This is a genomic window from Paenibacillus lautus NBRC 15380 (assembly GCF_004000945.1).
Taxonomy (GTDB): Bacteria; Bacillota; Bacilli; order Paenibacillales; family Paenibacillaceae; genus Paenibacillus_AQ; species Paenibacillus_AQ lautus.
In genome coordinates this window covers 168859-185730 of the sequence record NZ_BIMF01000015.1, presented here as the reverse complement: position 1 = coordinate 185730, position 16872 = coordinate 168859, and the positions used below count along the sequence as shown (strand labels likewise).

At 49.4% G+C, this 16872-nt stretch carries 20 protein-coding genes; 18 read left to right on the top strand and 2 right to left on the bottom strand.

Features of this window, described 5'->3' with window-relative positions; all coding sequences use genetic code 11:
* Window positions 1-207: 207 nt before the first annotated feature.
* The 7 genes from PLA01S_RS23305 (at window position 208) to PLA01S_RS23275 (ending at window position 6989) form a co-directional block, all read left to right on the top strand.
* Window positions 208-1302, top strand: coding sequence for a metal ABC transporter solute-binding protein, Zn/Mn family (locus PLA01S_RS23305; protein WP_127594224.1), 1095 nt, complete (start codon window positions 208-210; stop codon window positions 1300-1302).
* Between the two features lie 101 nt (window positions 1303-1403).
* Complete coding sequence (locus tag PLA01S_RS23300) at window positions 1404-2153, top strand: metal ABC transporter ATP-binding protein (RefSeq protein WP_100536221.1); 750 nt, start codon at window positions 1404-1406, stop codon at window positions 2151-2153.
* A 45-nt stretch (window positions 2154-2198) separates the two neighbouring features.
* A complete protein-coding gene (locus tag PLA01S_RS23295; RefSeq protein WP_100536222.1) occupies window positions 2199-3005 on the top strand; it encodes a metal ABC transporter permease in 807 nt (268 codons plus the stop codon).
* Between the two features lie 17 nt (window positions 3006-3022).
* The gene (locus tag PLA01S_RS23290; RefSeq protein ID WP_009591263.1) at window positions 3023-3736 is read left to right on the top strand and encodes a cytochrome c biogenesis CcdA family protein; all 714 of its coding nucleotides are present in this window, start codon (window positions 3023-3025) and stop codon (window positions 3734-3736) included.
* Window positions 3737-3888: 152 nt separating this feature from the next.
* Window positions 3889-4314: a transcriptional regulator MntR gene (gene mntR, locus PLA01S_RS23285; RefSeq protein ID WP_009591262.1), complete on the top strand. Its 426-nt coding sequence runs from the start codon at window positions 3889-3891 to the stop codon at window positions 4312-4314.
* Between the two features lie 116 nt (window positions 4315-4430).
* Complete coding sequence (locus PLA01S_RS23280) at window positions 4431-5987, top strand: family 10 glycosylhydrolase (RefSeq protein ID WP_127594223.1); 1557 nt, start codon at window positions 4431-4433, stop codon at window positions 5985-5987.
* A gap of 78 nt (window positions 5988-6065) precedes the next feature.
* Window positions 6066-6989 (top strand): patatin-like phospholipase family protein, encoded by a 924-nt coding sequence (locus tag PLA01S_RS23275; protein ID WP_127594222.1) that lies wholly within the window; start codon window positions 6066-6068, stop codon window positions 6987-6989.
* 47 nt (window positions 6990-7036) lie between these two features.
* Here PLA01S_RS23275 and PLA01S_RS23270 read toward each other — a convergent pair whose 3' ends face one another.
* Entirely contained in the window at window positions 7037-7369 is a 333-nt protein-coding gene (locus tag PLA01S_RS23270) for a hypothetical protein (RefSeq protein WP_127594221.1), read from the bottom strand.
* A gap of 6 nt (window positions 7370-7375) precedes the next feature.
* Window positions 7376-8368: a DUF1385 domain-containing protein gene (locus tag PLA01S_RS23265; protein WP_127594220.1), complete on the bottom strand. Its 993-nt coding sequence runs from the start codon at window positions 8366-8368 to the stop codon at window positions 7376-7378.
* Window positions 8369-8531: 163 nt separating this feature from the next.
* Here PLA01S_RS23265 and PLA01S_RS23260 point away from each other — a divergent pair, with 163 nt between their 5' ends.
* From PLA01S_RS23260 to spoIIIAE, 11 genes are all read left to right on the top strand, one after another.
* Complete coding sequence (locus PLA01S_RS23260) at window positions 8532-9029, top strand: YqhR family membrane protein (RefSeq protein WP_127594219.1); 498 nt, start codon at window positions 8532-8534, stop codon at window positions 9027-9029.
* Between the two features lie 77 nt (window positions 9030-9106).
* A complete protein-coding gene (gene aroQ, locus PLA01S_RS23255) occupies window positions 9107-9553 on the top strand; it encodes a type II 3-dehydroquinate dehydratase (protein WP_098742943.1) in 447 nt (148 codons plus the stop codon).
* 150 nt (window positions 9554-9703) lie between these two features.
* Entirely contained in the window at window positions 9704-10774 is a 1071-nt protein-coding gene (locus PLA01S_RS23250; RefSeq protein WP_127594218.1) for a M24 family metallopeptidase, read from the top strand.
* A 91-nt stretch (window positions 10775-10865) separates the two neighbouring features.
* Window positions 10866-11423, top strand: coding sequence for an elongation factor P (efp, locus tag PLA01S_RS23245; RefSeq protein ID WP_076320870.1), 558 nt, complete (start codon window positions 10866-10868; stop codon window positions 11421-11423).
* A 238-nt stretch (window positions 11424-11661) separates the two neighbouring features.
* The gene (locus PLA01S_RS23240) at window positions 11662-12915 is read left to right on the top strand and encodes an aspartate kinase (protein WP_127594217.1); all 1254 of its coding nucleotides are present in this window, start codon (window positions 11662-11664) and stop codon (window positions 12913-12915) included.
* A gap of 203 nt (window positions 12916-13118) precedes the next feature.
* Complete coding sequence (locus tag PLA01S_RS23235) at window positions 13119-13385, top strand: YqhV family protein (RefSeq protein ID WP_071223843.1); 267 nt, start codon at window positions 13119-13121, stop codon at window positions 13383-13385.
* 98 nt (window positions 13386-13483) lie between these two features.
* Window positions 13484-14482, top strand: a complete 999-nt coding sequence (gene spoIIIAA / locus PLA01S_RS23230) for a stage III sporulation protein AA (RefSeq protein ID WP_127594216.1) — start codon at window positions 13484-13486, stop codon at window positions 14480-14482.
* The gene (spoIIIAB, locus tag PLA01S_RS23225; RefSeq protein ID WP_127594215.1) at window positions 14475-14993 is read left to right on the top strand and encodes a stage III sporulation protein SpoIIIAB; all 519 of its coding nucleotides are present in this window, start codon (window positions 14475-14477) and stop codon (window positions 14991-14993) included. Before spoIIIAA ends, spoIIIAB begins: the two co-directional genes overlap by 8 nt.
* 16 nt (window positions 14994-15009) lie before the next feature.
* Window positions 15010-15213 carry a stage III sporulation protein AC gene (gene spoIIIAC / locus PLA01S_RS23220; protein ID WP_007129715.1) on the top strand — a complete coding sequence of 68 codons (204 nt, stop codon included), beginning with the start codon at window positions 15010-15012 and terminating at the stop codon, window positions 15211-15213.
* 10 nt (window positions 15214-15223) lie between these two features.
* Window positions 15224-15613, top strand: coding sequence for a stage III sporulation protein AD (gene spoIIIAD / locus PLA01S_RS23215; protein WP_127594214.1), 390 nt, complete (start codon window positions 15224-15226; stop codon window positions 15611-15613).
* Window positions 15614-15628: 15 nt separating this feature from the next.
* Entirely contained in the window at window positions 15629-16837 is a 1209-nt protein-coding gene (gene spoIIIAE / locus PLA01S_RS23210; protein WP_127594213.1) for a stage III sporulation protein AE, read from the top strand.
* Window positions 16838-16872 lie beyond the last annotated feature (35 nt).

Below are 16872 nucleotides of genomic sequence, written 5' to 3'. Positions count from 1 at the left end.
GCTCCTGACGTCCCTAGCTTCATCCAACCTTCTCGGTGCTGAAAATCGACCTTTTTGAACACGCACTTTAATAAGGGGGATATAACATCTCTATTGAAAATTAATAGTAATTTTTACGATTTGGTTGACAATTGGGTTTACCTGCTCTTATAATCTTGTTAGTAAAGATTACGATTAATTGAACGGAGCGGATATGGGGAGATGAACATGAACAAGAGAAAGAGAGAGAACAAACTTAACGGTTGGACCTGGAGTGTAACCTCTATATTGTTGGCGGTACTCATCCTGTCGGGGTGCGGAAGTAAATCCGGCGGCAGCATTGTAGAAGGCAAGGTAAACGTCATTACGACCTTTTATCCAATATATGAATTTACGAAGGAAATTGGCGGGGATGACGCCAATGTCGTAAATCTTCTGCCAACGGGCGTGGAGCCGCATGATTGGACACCGCGCAGTCAGGATATCGTGAATACTTCCAAGGCACAGCTGTTTCTTTATAACGGTGCCGGGCTGGAAGGCTGGGTACCCGGATTTTTGAAGGGACTTGATAAAGACACGCAAGTCAAGCCGATTGAAGTCAGTCACGGCATCCAGCTGATTGATGCCGTGGGAGACGATGGTCATGGACACGGGGCAGCAGCTCATGAAGAAGAGCACGATCACAGCCAGGAGGAAGGCACCGAAGCAGAGCACGACCACAGCCACGAGGAAGGCACGGAAGAAGACCACGCGGGCCATGAACACGAAGAAGAGTCCGCTGGGACTAGCACCGACACACATCATACGGATCCGCATACATGGGTAAGTCCGAAATCGGCACTGGTCATGGCAGAGAATATCAAGAACAGCCTGGTCGAGGTGGATCCCGAGCATAAGGACGGCTACGAACAGCGCTTTGAAGCCCTGAAAGAGAAGCTGGTTAAACTGGATAACGATTTCACAAGCGAGTTGTCCAAAATGCCGAAAAAAGACATTGTCGTTTCCCATCAGGCGTTTGGCTATCTCTGCCGGGATTATGGCTTGACGCAGCATGCGATTATGGGACTTTCGCCGGACGCGGAGCCCAGAGCGCAGGATATGGTGAACCTCACGAAGACGGTGAAAGAGAAGGAAGTCCAATATATTTTCTTCGAAGAGCTCGTATCGGATAAACTTGCCAAAACGCTGGCGAATGAAGCGGGCGTGGAAACCTTGGTATTGAATCCGGTGGAGGGACTAACTAAGGAGCAGGCGAGCGCCGGTGAGAATTATTTCACGCTGATGGAGAAAAATTTGCAAAATCTAACGAAGGCTTTACAATAAGGAAGATGGGGGAGCATATCCCCCTCTTCTTTCGTGTTATGGATGTTTTATTATTTTCGTATTTTAGATAGAAAGACTACAGAGAGAAAGGCGGCCTGGTTATGGAGCCGGCAGCACAGGATTGCCACCAACCTATTGTACAAATCAAGGATGTATCCTTTCATTACCGCGAGCAACAGGTGATCAAGGACCTCAATTTCACCATAAAAGAGCGGGACTTTGTAGGTATTGTCGGGTCTAATGGGGCTGGCAAAACCACTTTGCTCCGCATGATCGTTGGATTGCTGCCTGCCGCGGAAGGGTCTATCGAACTCTTCGGTCAGCCGATCCGTAAGTTTCAGGACTGGGAACGAATCGGATACGTTCCGCAGAAAAATTCATTTAATCCGCTGTTCCCGGCCACTGTGCGTGAAGTCGTCATGTCCGGACTATATAATCGGAAGAAAATGTTTCGCCGTTTGAACCGCCTGGACCACCAGAAATGTGAGGACGCTTTGGAAGTGATGCGCATTCAGGATATTGCTGATAAGCGGATCGGTGCTCTGTCCGGGGGACAGCAGCAGCGCGTTTTTCTAGCTCGGGCCCTCATCAATCGTCCGGATCTGCTTATCCTGGACGAGCCTACGATCGGCATTGATGCCGAGACCCAGGCCGGATTCTTTGAATTGATTACCCATATGCATGCCCATCATCATATGACGTTTCTGATGGTCACCCATGATTTAGACATGGTCAAAGACTACCTCGGAGAATCGCCGGTATCGCAGAACGGAAAAATTCAGTTTTTTGTAAGACATTCTCATGATATCGAAAACTGCGCGGAAGTGGATCTGCAGCATTCGCTCGTATAATTTATAGAAACAAGCTTTTTGAAGCAGGAGAAGGGGACGTTATCATTGCTTGATATTTTGTTTAGCGATTTTTTTCAGCGGGCGCTGATCGGAGGGGTTCTGATCGGTATCACAGCTCCGCTTATCGGGATATTCCTTGTGCTGCGCAGGCTGTCCATGATCGGCGATACGTTGTCGCACGTCACGATTGCGGGTGTGGCGCTCGGATTTCTGATCGAAGTCTATCCGCTTGCCGCAGGACTTGTGTTTGCGGTGCTGGCCTCGTTTGCGATTGAGAAGCTGCGAAAGGCATATAAAAGTTATGCCGAGCTGTCCATCGCCATTATTATGTCTGGCGGCGTTGCGCTTGCTTCGCTGTTTTTCACCCTGGGAATGGGCTATAATACGGATGTTATGAGTTATTTGTTCGGCAGCATCTACACGCTGGATTCCACGGATATTTATATGGTGGGCGGTGTAACCGTCGTTGTGATTGCCGTCGTGGTGATGTTCTTCAAGGAGTTCTTCCTGCTCAGCTTCGAGGAGGATGCGGCCAGCGTGAGCGGCCTGCCTGTCAAAATGATGAACATGATCATTACGGTACTGACGGCGCTTGTCGTAAGCACCGCCATCAAAATTGTGGGTGCGCTTCTAGTGTCCGCATTGCTGGTAATTCCGGTAGCGATCAGTTTATTGCTGGCGAGAAGCTTCCGAAGCTCTATCGTATTATCGGTAATCATCTCCGAAATTGCCGTTATCGGGGGACTGATGCTTGCGGGCGTATTTAATTTGGCACCTGGCGCGACCATCGTGCTGCTGCTGATCAGCCTGCTTATCATTACGCTTGTCGGCAAAAAGGGCTTTACGACATAAGGGGGTTCTCAAATAAAATGGCTGATATTAATATCGGCATCGCGTTTGCTGCCGGTTTTGCTTCTTTTATATCTCCATGCTGTTTACCGCTGTACCCGTCCTACTTATCTATTATTACAGGCATGTCGGTCAATGACCTGAAGAACGAACAGAACCGCAAGGAGGTCCGATTCCGGACCATGACGCACACACTCGCGTTCATCCTTGGGTTTTCTGCCGTTTATTACACCCTTGGTTGGGGGGCGGGCCTATTTGGAGAGTTCTTCACGGAATATCAGGACCTGATTCGTCAGCTGTCTGCGCTGCTTATCATCGTGATGGGACTTATGCTCATTGGCATTTTCCAGCCTAAGTTTCTTATGAAGGACCGGAAATTCAATTTTAAATCCAAACCGACCGGATACATAGGAACATTTCTGTTTGGCATCGGCTTCGCCGCAGGCTGGTCGCCTTGCGTAGGACCGATTTTGACGGCCATTATCGCACTGGCAGCTTCCGATCCGGGAACGTGGTTCCCGCTGATTACCTCCTATTCACTGGGGTTTGCGGTGCCGTTCTTCATCCTGGCCTTTTTCATCGGCTCCACCCGATGGATTCTTAAATACTCGAGCACGTTGATGAAGGTCGGCGGCGTTTTGATGATTCTGATGGGGGTTCTGCTCTTCACAGATCAAATGTACAAAATTACAATTTGGCTGCAAGGCATTACGCCGGAATGGCTTAAATTCTAATGGCAGGGGTAAGGCTGGTTCAATCCATAGGTCAATATGGGCATAGGATTGGACCAGGACTTGCCAACCGGTCTCAAAAACATGTATCATTACTAGTGCAGGTAAAACAGGTTTTTGCACGGGTTATGTAATTATAGAAAAGAGGGAATAAGATGCCGACACCTAGCATGGAGGATTATTTGGAGCGCATCTACAAGTTGATCGACGAAAAAGGATATGCGCGCGTTTCGGATATTGCCGAAGGCTTGGAGGTTCACCCCTCATCCGTCACGAAAATGATTCAAAAGCTGGACAAAGACGAATATTTGATCTATGAAAAATATCGTGGTTTGGTTTTGACCAGCAAAGGCAAAAAAATGGGCAAACGGCTCATGGAACGTCATCATTTGCTTGAGGAATTCCTTGAGATGATAGGTGTACAGGATGAAAATATTTACAGGGATGTTGAAGGAATCGAGCATCATTTAAGCTGGGATTCCATTACGAGAATTGAGACGCTTGTGGAGTATTTCAAGCGCGATGAGAATCGACTTCAGGATTTGCGTGACGTTCATAATGAATTAGTCAACGAATCGTAATGTGGCATCTGTCCGCTTGTGACAGATGCTTTTTTAAACTGAACCGTCATATTTCTAGTGTTATCATAATAAATTAGATTACCTGCAAATTTCATATTTTCGGAGGATTAATAGAAATGAAGCTTCGTAGATGGTTGTTGGTGCTGATCATGTTACTATTGTGTCTCCCGTCGGTGGTCCCAACTGCGCAAGCGAAGGCAGCTCGCATTAGTATTCAGTTGGACGGTGTAACCTTAAACAGTGACGTATCTCCTTACATATTGCCCAAGGTTCATGTAACCATGGTGCCTACGCGAATTATCAGTGAAGGCCTGGGCGCTTCGGTCGCTTGGAGTCAGAAGTCAAAGACGGTAACGATCGGGATGGACGGTTCGAGTCTGCAATTGACTTCCGGTAGCAAAACCGCGCTTGTGAACGGTTCATCCGTAGCTCTGGATGCATCGGTTGAACTTAAGAACGGCCGGGTAATGGTTCCGCTGCGGTTTATCAGCGAGAATCTGGGTGTGCAAGTCGAATGGAATCAAGCGGCACAGCGTATCTCGCTTACCACAGGCACGGACGTCGTTCCACCGCCGGTATCGACGGGGGATGAGGTCAGAGGGGCCTGGATATCCACGGTGTTTAATCTGGATTGGCCGAAAACAAAGACCAGCGCAGAACAGCAAAAGGCATCTTACATCGCCTTGCTGGATTCACTCCAGGACGTTGGCATCAATACCGTGTACGTGCAGGTACGTCCGGCTGGCGATGCCTTGTATCTTTCATCTATAGTGCCATGGTCAAAGGTGCTGACAGGCATACAAGGAGCAGATCCTGGGTATGATCCGGTAGCTTTCATGGTAGAGGAAACGCATAAACGGAATATGGAGTTTCACGCATGGTTCAATCCTTTCCGGGCAAACACCGATATTTTGACAGCATCGCTCGATCCGTCCCATGTTGCGCTCAGCCACCCCGATTGGATCGTGAACACAGGTAAGCAGCTGTACATCAATCCAGGGATCCCGGAAGCTCGGCAGCATATCATCGATACCATAATGGAGGTCGTGAACGGATACGATATTGACGGTATTCACCTGGATGATTACTTTTACCCATCCAATACGGTCTTCAACGATGATGCGGCATACCGCCAATACAATCAAGGTGCTTATTCCAACCTTGCGGACTGGCGCCGTGGAAATATCAATGCATTTGTACAATCGCTCGGAGAGAGCATACACCGTGTGAAACCTAGTGTTGAATACGGAATCAGTCCTTTCGGCGTATGGCGTAACCAATCCGTGGATAAGACGGGATCGGATACAAAAGCGGGTGTGACGGCTTATGACAGCATGTATGCCGATGTGAGGGCCTGGATTCAGAACGGCTGGATCGATTACGTAGCTCCGCAAATCTACTGGAGCATGAGTAACCCTGCCGCCGATTATGATAAGCTCGTTGACTGGTGGGTCAGTGAGGTACAAGGAACCGGCGTAGACCTTCTGATCGGTCATGCGCCCTACAAACTGGGAACCAGTGAGATCGGTTGGCAGAGCGCATCGGAAATCATCAATCAACTGAAGTACAATCAGAATTATGCCGAGGTTAAAGGCAGCATCTTCTTTAGAGCAGAGAATATTTTAAGCAATCCGTTAGGCATTAAAGATCAATTGCAATCATATTATAGATAAATCGGCACGTCCTATAGGTATGAAACATCCCCCGCGCTCATACATAGTCATTAGACCATGTGAGGCGGGGGATTTTATATGCAAATCAATGCGGTATTTGAAGGCGGGGGAGTCAAAGGAATCTCGCTTGCCGGGGCTGTCAAGGCGGCGGAGAATGCCGGCATGGAATTCAGCCGCGTTGCCGGAACGTCCTCCGGATCCATCGTGGCATCCGTGCTGGCAGCAGGCTACCGAGCAGACGAGATCAAGCGCATTATCGAGGAGACGCCTTTTCAATCGTTTCTCCAGCGAGCACCGATCTTTAATACAAAGTTTATCGGTCCTGCCTTGCGGGTGTTGATTAAGAAGGGGCTGTATTCCGGAGAAGCCCTGGAGAACTGGATTCGGGAAATCCTGCTTGCCAAAGGGATCTTTACGTTTTCGGACATCCCGGCAGGCAAGCTATATATTGTGGCATCCGACATTACGAATGGAAGGCTGCTGGTGCTTCCGGATGACCTTCGCCAATATGGCATAAACCCTGCAACATTTCCGGTGGCCAAGGCTGTACGCATGAGCTGCAGCATCCCGTATTTTTTCGATCCTGTCATTCTTCGTTTATTGGGCAGGGCCTCTAAAGGTAAATCGTTCAGGGAACAGTTTGTTTACATCGTGGATGGGGGGCTGCTGAGCAACTTTCCGTTATGGCTATTTGATCGTGAGTCGAAGGGAGGACCCAAGCCGCTGCCGGTGCTTGGCTTTCAGATGGTCGGGAAGAATACGAACTTACCCCATCTGATCGAAGGCCCGTTCGGCATGTTAACCGCCATGTTTGAGACGATGCTTTCCGCTCACGATGAACGTTATATTGAACAGCAAAATCGCAATCGAACGATCAAAATTCCGACGCTGGGCATTGGCACCACTCATTTTAATCTGACGAAGGAAGAAAGCGAGAATTTGTACAATTCGGGATTAACGGCGGGTACGATGTTTTTCGCCCGCTGGCAATCCGAACATTAAAAAACCGTCCAGCCGGCATGAGTTTGCACGGTTGGACGGTTTTCTTGTTAATGATATTTAGGAACATCATCCGATGGGTCGGGTTTTCCTTTTTGCCCATCGATGACTTGAAACGGGTACTGTTTACGTTTTGCAGTTGGACTGCTTTTCCGTACGGTGCTGTTTTTTGCCGCCAGCTTTGCTGCCGTTCGCTTGGAAGGCTTCACCTTGGGCCGCTTGTTAAAGCGGCGGGGCGGGAACTTGTAGAGCACATACACGACAGCAACAATAATTAGAGGAATCACAATATTCATTCTTGATCCAGGGTCTAACAGGAATACCAGTAGCCCTATGGCGGCTAACGTAATCGCCGTCCAAAAAATGATCGCATGCCTTCTCATGGATTATCACCCTTTCGCGGGATCCAGCACACTTCCTGTCACAGATTGGTGAACTGTAACATTCTCGTATTGAGCATCTAACTCACGCATTCTGTTAAAGGATGCGATGGATACTTCAACTTGATCATCAGTAGGTTCCTTCGTCGTAAGAAGCTGCAGCCACAGACCAGGGTACCCGAGGAAACGGAGTACCGGCATGTCGCGCATGGCATTGGTAAGTTTCAGGAACTCAAAGGAAACGCCAAGCACGACCGGAAGAAGCGCGATTCTTTGAATGACCCGTTGCGTCATGGTATCCCATGGCACCACCGAGTAGACGACAACGCCGAGAACTATGGTCAGCATCATGAAGCTGCTGCCGCAGCGATAATGCAGTCGTGTATATTTCTGAACGTTCTTCACCGTCAACTCTTCGCCAGCTTCAAATGCGCTGATGACTTTGTGTTCGGCACCGTGGTACTGGAACAGTCTTTTAATGACAGGTGTCTGGGAGATCGCCCATAAATATACGAGGAGCAGTATTAATTTAATTACGCCTTCAATCAGGTTATGCACAATATAGTGATCAAATGTATCGCCAAAAAAGAAATCCTCTACAAAAACAGGAACGAGTGTAAACAGCAGCTTGCCGAATATAAAAGAGAGCACGCTGACGGCGGCCACACCGATGATCATGCTTAAACTCCAGCCGGAGTCTTCTTTCTCCTTCTGTTTCTCACGTTCTTCCGGCTCCAGGGTATCGTCAGCATATGCATCCGCAGAGTAATTCAAATGTTTGGAGCCTTTGATTGTGGAATCTATGAGACTGACGATGCCGCGAAGAAGCGGAATCTTTCGCAGCTTCCGAACCCATGTCTTGTCTTCGCGAGGCACCTCGAGAAACTTGATTTCGTTATTTTTACGCCGCACGGCCGTCACATTCACATGTTTTCCGCCGAACATAACGCCTTCGATTACAGCTTGGCCTCCATAGCTGATCGGGGTTGACTTATCGGACAACCAGTTCACCCTCCCTGACATGTTTTTCGTTCTATGAACTATTGTATCGAATTTTGAAAGTAATTTCTAGTTGGATTAGGCGCAGGGGAAGCGGAGCATACTACTCTGAGAGAAGAACGGAGTAACAGCAGTACTTCGATGACTTAGAGAGGAGAATGATGAGATGCATGAACATCGATTTCGACAGCAGAACCAGATAACCAATCCATTTGCGTTTGCACTGGAGCTGGGCTATTATGCAGGTCTGATCTGGGGGGGCGTATCCTGGATATTTTACTGGCTAAAATTCACGAAGGTGCTGCCGGGCTTTTTGCTGGAGCCATTCTTCAAGCATGAGTTCCTCCAGACGGCAGCCGGTCAAATTGCCGGTTGGCTGTCCTTCATCGCGTTTTCCGTCATTGCTTCCCTCATTTATGTCATCTTGTTCAGGAAGCTGAAGGGCCCATGGCCCGGGATTGCTTACGGAATCATATGGTGGGCGGTGCTGTTCGTCGCGCTCAATCCATGGCTTCGGCTGACGGACCCGGTGAAGAAGCTGTCTTGGGATACAAACATCTCTGAGGTTTGTATTTTTATATTATGGGGACTATTTATCGGTTATACGATTGCGCAGGAATTCACGGACGAGAAACTGCGCGAACCGAAGAAGGTGACGGGCTAGGCAAGAAAAACTTCTCAACCCTATGCCGCCTATGGTAAAATAGCTTTTGGTTATTTGACGAAAAGGTGGGAAGCCCTATGAAATCCATATGGGTGATAAACGGACCGAACTTAAACCTGCTCGGCTTCCGTGAACCGGGCATTTATGGTTCACTCAGCCTGCAGGCGATCGAAGATAATTTGCGTAAACAGGCGGATCTCGCCGGTATCGGTATTACCTTCTATCAGTCTAATCATGAGGGTGCTATCATCGACCGTATTCATGAAGCTATTGGACAGGCGGACGGCATACTACTTAACCCGGGAGCACTGACCCACTACAGCTACGCTGTACGTGATGCGATCAGTTCTGCCCGAATTCCGACAGTGGAGGTTCATCTATCGAACATTCATGCCAGGGAGGAATTTCGTCATACCTCCGTCATCGCACCTGTTGCTGTCGGACAAATCGCGGGTTTTGGCGCAGCGAGTTACACACTGGGCTTGTCGGCCCTTTTGCAAGTCCTGAACGACCAAGAAGGATAGCTACTATGATCAGATATTAGAAAGCTTATAACCGAGAGGTTGTTTTTTGATATCAGAAGAATTACAGCTAACCTTAACTGGCCCCTTAGAAATGCGTCGAAGATGTTTTTCTTGTGCCGGCTTGGGAAATGGGTGAGAGGAGAGGTTAGAATGAGTAACAAACGAGTGGTTAAACTGCGCGAGAAACTTCAGGCCAAAGGCTTAACGGCTATGCTGGTTGCAAGCCCGATCAACCGCAGATATTTGACAGGCTTTACCGGGTCTGCCGGCTATGTGCTAATCACACGGGATAATGCCTATCTGTTGACGGATTTCCGCTATATGACTCAAGCACCGCAGCAAGCCGTCGGCTTCCAAGTGGTTGAGCATGGACCGAAGGTTATGGAGACGGTCAAGGATTTGCTATCTTCCGAGGGGATTACATCGCTTGGATTTGAACAGGACCACGTTACATACGGCGTATTTTCCACCTATTCGGAACAGCTCGCGCCAATGAGCCTGGTGCCGGTTTCAGGTCTTGTAGAGGATCTGCGTATATTCAAGGATGCGGAAGAATTGAGCATTATGCAGCGAGCTGCCGATTTGGCCGATCAAACGTTCAGCCATGTGCTGACGCTTCTGGCTGCCGGCAAAACGGAGCGGGAAATCGACCTGGAGATGGAAATGTTCATGCGCAAGCATGGCGCAACCTCGTCCTCCTTTGACACGATTGTCGCTTCCGGCGAGCGTTCGGCTCTTCCGCACGGGGTTGCCAGCGAGCGTGTCATTCAAGGGAACGAATTCGTTACGTTTGATTTCGGTGCGCTGCTTGACGGATACTGCTCCGATCTCACGAGAACCGTTGCGCTGGGAAGTCCTGATCCTAAACTGAAGGAGATCTATGATATCGTGCTGGAAGCGCAGCTTCATGCACTGGATCATATTAAACCCGGCATGACAGGACGCGAGGCAGACGCCTTAACTCGTGATATAATTACCCGTTATGGATACGGGGAATATTTTGGCCACAGCACGGGGCATGGATTGGGTATGGAGGTTCACGAATCTCCGAGACTGTCCAAACTGAGTGATGATGTGCTGCAGCCGGGTATGGTTGTAACGGTGGAGCCGGGCATTTACTTGCCTGGGCTTGGCGGTGTCCGTATTGAAGATGATATCGTCATCACGGAATCGGGTATTCATATACTAACAAGCTCGTCCAAAGATTACACTGTGCTTTAAGAGGCTGTTCAACAAGGCAGCTTTTTGAACTTGTGCTTTAGGAAAATGATGTACTATATTAATTAGACCGCATCCTTAGGAGGGAATCTTAGTGATTTCAGTTAACGATTTTAAAACAGGTTTGACCGTAGAAGTAGATGGCGATATATTCACCGTTTTGGATTTTCAGCACGTAAAGCCCGGTAAAGGCGCAGCTTTCGTACGTTCCAAATTGAAAAACCTTCGCAATGGCAACACCGTTGAGAAGACGTTCCGTGCAGGTGAAACGATTGGCCGCGCGATCATTGACAATCGTGGTGTGCAGTATCTTTACGCCAGCGGTCAAGAGCATGTATTCATGGATAACGAAACTTACGATCAGTTCAGCTTGACCAGCGAGCAGCTGGAATGGGAGCTGAACTTCCTGAGAGAGAACATGAATGTTAATATCATCAGCTACCAAGGGGAAATCCTTGGGATCAACCTGCCTAACAGCGTTGAGCTGAAAGTTGTTGAAACCGAGCCGGGAATCAAAGGCAACACGGCAACGGGCGCCACGAAGAGTGCGAAAGTGGAGACCGGCCTGAATGTACAAGTACCGCTGTTCATTAATGAAGACGATGTGCTTCTGATCGATACGCGCGAAGGTAAATACATCTCCCGTGCATAGTAGGCTTTAACGGGACCCTTCAACTATTGATGGGGTGCCAATATCTTCTAAACAACGAGACTCCTGTACGTATGTACGGGAGTTTTTTGCGATGGGCCAAAGCCCGGGGCGATGATCCCGAGTTCTTTTTGCCTTGAAGGCCTTGACGGAATGACTCACTTTCGTATTATACTGTTTTAAAGTGAGAAACCACCTGAATGCTGTTACATACTGATATTAGTGGGGAGTGAAAGAAGCATTGTCACTGTACGTCATGAAATTCGGAGGCAGCTCTGTAGGGGATACAGAACGTATGAAACGCGTTGCCAGAAGAATTGTAGAGAAACAAGATGAAGGTCATCAATGTGTAGTCGTGGTGTCTGCTATGGGGGATACGACAGACGATTTAATTGACCAGGCGAAGCTCTTGAACGAGAATCCACCGGCACGGGAAATGGATATGCTGATGACCACGGGAGAGCAGATATCCATGTCGCTGCTATCCATGGCCATTCACGGTCTCGGACGCAAGGCAATGTCTCTTACCGGCTGGCAGGCGGGGTTCCGTACGGAAGCGGTCCATGGTAAAGCCCGCATTACGGATATTAGGCCAGAGCGCGTGTTTAAAGCGCTTGACGAAGGGAATGTCGTCATTGTAGCGGGATTCCAGGGAATGTCCGAAGACGGAGAGATTACAACGCTTGGACGCGGGGGATCTGATACCACTGCGGTTGCTCTTGCGGCTGCCATTCAAGCGGATGTATGTGAAATATATACGGATGTGGATGGGATTTACTCCACAGATCCGCGGGTTGTCAAATGCGCGCGGAAGTTGAAGGAGATTTCCTATGACGAGATGCTGGAGTTAGCCAATCTGGGTGCAGCTGTTCTTCACCCGCGTGCGGTTGAGTATGCGAAGCATAATCAAGTCAAGCTTGTCGTCAGATCCAGCTTTAATCATAATGAGGGTACGGTTGTTAAGGAGGAAACAAGCATGGAGCAAGGTGTGGTTGTCAGCGGTATTGCATTTGACAAGAATGTGGCGAGAATCAGTATTCTGGGCGTTTCCGATACGCCAGGCGTTTTGGCTCAAGTGTTCGGAGAGCTTGCGAAAGAAGCGATTGATGTTGATATTATCGTACAGAGCGGTGTCCAGAACGGCGAAGCAGACTTTACCTTTACCGTTTCCTTGGCCGACCGGGAGCGTGCCTTGTCGGTTATTGAACAGATCCGCGGACAAATTCCATATCGTGACGTTACTTCGGAAGACCATCTTGTGAAGGTATCGATTGTTGGCGCTGGAATGGTCAGCCACCCGGGTGTGGCGGCACAAATGTTTGATGTGATCTCCCGGCAGGGGGTCAGCATCAAAATGGTCAGCACGTCCGAGATCAAAGTATCCTGCGTCATTGAAGGAACCAATCTGGAAGGTGTGGTACAAGCGCTTCATACCGCATACGGACTGGATACGGATCAGCAGGCTTCCGTTGGCGGGCCGCAGGTTCGTCGATAACCTGCCCTTTATGTAATCATTTTCTGCAATCATATCGATATTAAATAGAGTTAATCCCGGTCTATATCGACCGGGATTTTTTGCGTTGTCCGAAAGATTCAACGTTCGCTTCTATGAAATTAAAAAAATAGAGATAAAACGAGAGTGCCTCGCATATTTTTAAACATCACACATGTAAACAAGGAAGAAGGAGGATATATAGCATGCTGGACAAGTTTGTCGCTAGTATGGCCACGCTTCGGTTTTTCTCCGGCAGTCTCGAGATTGTGGCGGCCATCATCATGCTGCGCCTGAATCAAGTCGATAAAGCGCTGGCTGTGAATTCCGCCCTGGCTTTCATGGGCCCGCTGATCTTGATTCTGACAACAACGATCGGGCTTGTGGGAATGGCGGATAAATTGTCGTGGGGGAAGATCGGCTGGATTTTGTGCGGCGTTTCCTGTCTCTTATACGGCGTTCTAAAAAAATGATAGATTCGCTGCATATTTTTCAGGTACAAGCATACACATGGGATATGAAGTTCTCTTATTAGAAGATGATCAAAAAGGACAACCTGGGGGAAATTGATATGACATTGAAATGGTTAGACCTGTTTCCCGAGACCGTAAAACGAATGCTGCTGAACCTGTCGAATGAGCTTCTCGATCATGTTGAGGAGGTACGTATCCGGGAGGAACGTCCGCTGGAGATTAATTCGGCGGGCAAGCATCATTTTCTGGACCGGCGAGGCGGGCTTACATTACGGCCTGATGAAGCGTATAAGCCGACGCGTGAAGATACCCATAGGTTGCTGGATCTAATCAGTAACCATTCCCTCTACACCATGGAAGAGGAACTGCGAAAAGGGTTTATCACGATACCTGGGGGTCATCGGGTCGGGCTCACCGGCCGGACGATCCTCAGCGGTGGTAAGGTTGAACACATTCGGGATATTAGCGGATTTAATGTCCGGATTGCCAAGGAAGTTCAGGGAGCGGCGGATGACATCCTCCCGCACTTACTCGACCGGAAACGGAAAAGGGTGATGCACTCGCTGATCTTATCCCCGCCCCAGCAGGGCAAAACAACGCTGCTCAGGGATCTGGCAAGGCAGATCAGTTACGGCAAGTGGGGGAATTCGGCCGTGCATTGGCCGGGAATGAAGGTAGGCATCATCGACGAACGTTCTGAAATCGCCGGTTGTTTGCGCGGAGTGCCTGGATTCGATGTAGGTCCGCGTACGGATGTGCTGGATGGTTGTCCGAAAGCTGAAGGGATGATGATGATGCTCCGTTCGATGTCCCCGGATGTGTTGATTGTGGACGAGATCGGTCGGCCAGAGGATGCGGAAGCCGTCATTGAAGCCTTGCATGCGGGAATCAGCGTGATTGCAACGGCACATGGCTCGTCCATACAAGATATGCGCGGGCGGCCGGCACTCGCCGGTCTTCTGGAGAACCGGATGTTTGAGATGTATGCCGTTCTAAATAGAACGGGCGACCACAGATCATACAAGCTGTATGACGGAGGTCAGCGAACGCTTCAGACGGCTTCCGTCGGTCCGCCGGGCGGTGATGCCTATGCTTAAACTGGTCGGGGCTGTGCTCGTGCTGGGAGCTGGAACTTTAGCCGGATTTTTTCAGGCCCAGCAATTCGCAGCAAGACCCAGGCAGCTGCGAGAACTTATTCTCGCGCTTCAACGGCTGGAAACGGAGATCAGCTACGGTTTGACGCCGTTACCCGATGCGCTGGAGCGAATTGGCGATTCCCTTCGTGAACCGCTCAGATCATTATTTGCCTCAGCCGCGCTTTACATGAGACCCAACTACGGGTTATCCGCACAGGACAGCATCCGCAAGGCACTGGGCGAGTACTGGAAACGAACATCGATGAAAAATGCCGAGCGTGAGGTGTTGGAGCAGCTAAGCGGCGTTCTTGGCACCAGTGACAGGCAGGACCAGATCAAACATATCGCTCTGGCCGTGGGACAGCTCAAGCATGAAGAAGCAGCGGCAAGGGATGACCAGGTCAAATATGAAAAGATGAGCAAAAGTCTGGGACTGCTCATTGGAGCATTGATCGTCATTTTGATCTTTTAGCGAGGTGCCAAGGGAAATGAACATTGAAGTGAACGCCATCTTCCAGATTGCCGGTATTGGGATCATCATTGCCATGATTCATACCGTCCTGAAACAGATGGGGAAAGAGGATATGGCACATTGGGTAACCCTTATCGGGTTTGTGGTTGTGCTGTTTATGGTTGTCAGACTGCTTGACGATTTGCTCAAGGAAATCAAAAGTATTTTTCTATTCCAGTAGGTGGACTTTTATGGAAATTATCCAGGTGGTAGGACTGGGCATTATCGCTACCGTGCTGATCTTGGTTGTCAAGGAACAGAAGCCGCTCTTTGCCTTTCTTCTCGCTGTGGCGACCTCGCTTCTCATCTTCCTGTTCCTGATCGGGAAGATTGGAAATGTCTTATCCATGCTGGAAGATTTGGCGGAGAGCTCCGGTGTCCAGATCATTTATCTGAAGACCGTTCTGAAAATTATCGGAATTGCCTATATTGCGGAGATGGGAGCCCAGATCGTACGAGATGCCGGACAGGAATCGATTGCATCCAAAATAGAACTGGCGGGAAAAGTGCTCATATTGGTGCTCGCTGTACCGATTATCGGGATCATCATTGAGACGGTCCTGAAGCTCCTCCCGGCTTGAAAAAGGTGGGGGGACATGGTTACAGGAGCAATACTTCGAAAGGGCTTGACCGTGTTTCGTCTACTGATCCTGATGTTGTTTATGTCCGGATTGTTCTGCGGAACGATAAGCGCGGCTGCGGCGGCAAATCCGGCCGATGAGTGGGTGGAGCAGCAGACGCAGCAGCTGCCGACAGACCAGGTCGAGAAATACTGGGACCGGCTCATGAAGGATTACGGCGGATTCTTCCCGGATGGAAAGACGCCGTCCCTGATGGATATGCTGCTGCCGGGCGGTGACGGTCTTAGCTTCAAAGGGGTTATGTCCGGTATCGGAAAATATTTGTGGCACGAGGTTCTCTATAACGGCAAGCTGCTGGCGACCATTGTGATGCTGAGCATTATGAGTCTGATCCTTGAGAATCTGCAGACGGCTTTTGAAAAAAGCACCGTGAGTCGGGTTGCCTATACCATCTGTTACATGGTTGTCCTGGTCATTGCCGTTAATAGCTTCAGCATCGCAATTGGATATGCCCGTGACGCCATTACCCAAATGATTGATTTCATGATGGCGATGCTTCCCTTACTCTTTGCACTGATGGCTTCGATGGGAAATGTCGTGACCGTCTCGGTGGCTCATCCGCTGGTCATCTTCATGGTACATACGGTAGGCACGCTGATCAGCACGATTGTGTTCCCGCTTCTGTTCTTCTCGGCTCTGCTGCATCTGGTTAGTTCGCTATCCGAAAAGTACAAGCTGACTCAGCTTGGCAACCTGCTGCGAGGAGTCTCGATGGGTGTTCTGGGCGTGCTCCTTACCGTGTTCCTGGGTGTTATCTCCGTCCAAGGACTTACCAGCTCGGTTACGGACGGCGTAACGATCCGGGCAGCCAAATACGTAACCGGCAATTTCGTTCCGGTAGTCGGCAAGATGTTCGCAGATGCAACGGATACCGTGATCTCGGCCTCATTGCTCGTTAAGAATTCAATCGGGCTGGCGGGGGTCATCATTATTTTGTTCCTATGCGCATTCCCTGCGATCAAGATCTTGACGCTTGCCTTGATATATAACGTCGCGGCAGCCGTGCTGCAGCCGCTCGGAGACACTCCGATCGGCACCTGCCTGCAGACGATTGGAAAGACGATGCTGTATGTTTTTGCAGCCTTGGCCGCAGTCAGTATGATGTTCTTCCTGGCCATAACGATTCTGCTCACGGCAGGCAACATTACCGTCATGATGAGGTGAGACAGAACATAGAAGGCGGCTAATGCTTAGGAGGA

Bases quoted from the DNA above. Each gene is read 5' to 3' on its own strand.
- PLA01S_RS23305 (WP_127594224.1), top strand. From the start codon at position 208: ATGAACAAGAGAAAGAGAGAGAACAAACTTAACGGTTGGACCTGGAGT.
- PLA01S_RS23300 (WP_100536221.1), top strand. From the start codon at position 1,404: ATGGAGCCGGCAGCACAGGATTGCCACCAACCTATTGTACAAATCAAG.
- PLA01S_RS23290 (WP_009591263.1), top strand. From the start codon at position 3,023: ATGGCTGATATTAATATCGGCATCGCGTTTGCTGCCGGTTTTGCTTCT.
- mntR (WP_009591262.1), top strand. From the start codon at position 3,889: ATGCCGACACCTAGCATGGAGGATTATTTGGAGCGCATCTACAAGTTG.
- PLA01S_RS23280 (WP_127594223.1), top strand. From the start codon at position 4,431: ATGAAGCTTCGTAGATGGTTGTTGGTGCTGATCATGTTACTATTGTGT.
- PLA01S_RS23275 (WP_127594222.1), top strand. From the start codon at position 6,066: ATGCAAATCAATGCGGTATTTGAAGGCGGGGGAGTCAAAGGAATCTCG.
- PLA01S_RS23270 (WP_127594221.1), bottom strand. From the start codon at position 7,369: ATGAGAAGGCATGCGATCATTTTTTGGACGGCGATTACGTTAGCCGCC.
- PLA01S_RS23260 (WP_127594219.1), top strand. From the start codon at position 8,532: ATGCATGAACATCGATTTCGACAGCAGAACCAGATAACCAATCCATTT.
- aroQ (WP_098742943.1), top strand. From the start codon at position 9,107: ATGAAATCCATATGGGTGATAAACGGACCGAACTTAAACCTGCTCGGC.
- PLA01S_RS23250 (WP_127594218.1), top strand. From the start codon at position 9,704: ATGAGTAACAAACGAGTGGTTAAACTGCGCGAGAAACTTCAGGCCAAA.
- PLA01S_RS23235 (WP_071223843.1), top strand. From the start codon at position 13,119: ATGCTGGACAAGTTTGTCGCTAGTATGGCCACGCTTCGGTTTTTCTCC.
- spoIIIAA (WP_127594216.1), top strand. From the start codon at position 13,484: ATGACATTGAAATGGTTAGACCTGTTTCCCGAGACCGTAAAACGAATG.
- spoIIIAB (WP_127594215.1), top strand. From the start codon at position 14,475: ATGCTTAAACTGGTCGGGGCTGTGCTCGTGCTGGGAGCTGGAACTTTA.
- spoIIIAC (WP_007129715.1), top strand. From the start codon at position 15,010: ATGAACATTGAAGTGAACGCCATCTTCCAGATTGCCGGTATTGGGATC.
- spoIIIAD (WP_127594214.1), top strand. From the start codon at position 15,224: ATGGAAATTATCCAGGTGGTAGGACTGGGCATTATCGCTACCGTGCTG.
- spoIIIAE (WP_127594213.1), top strand. From the start codon at position 15,629: ATGGTTACAGGAGCAATACTTCGAAAGGGCTTGACCGTGTTTCGTCTA.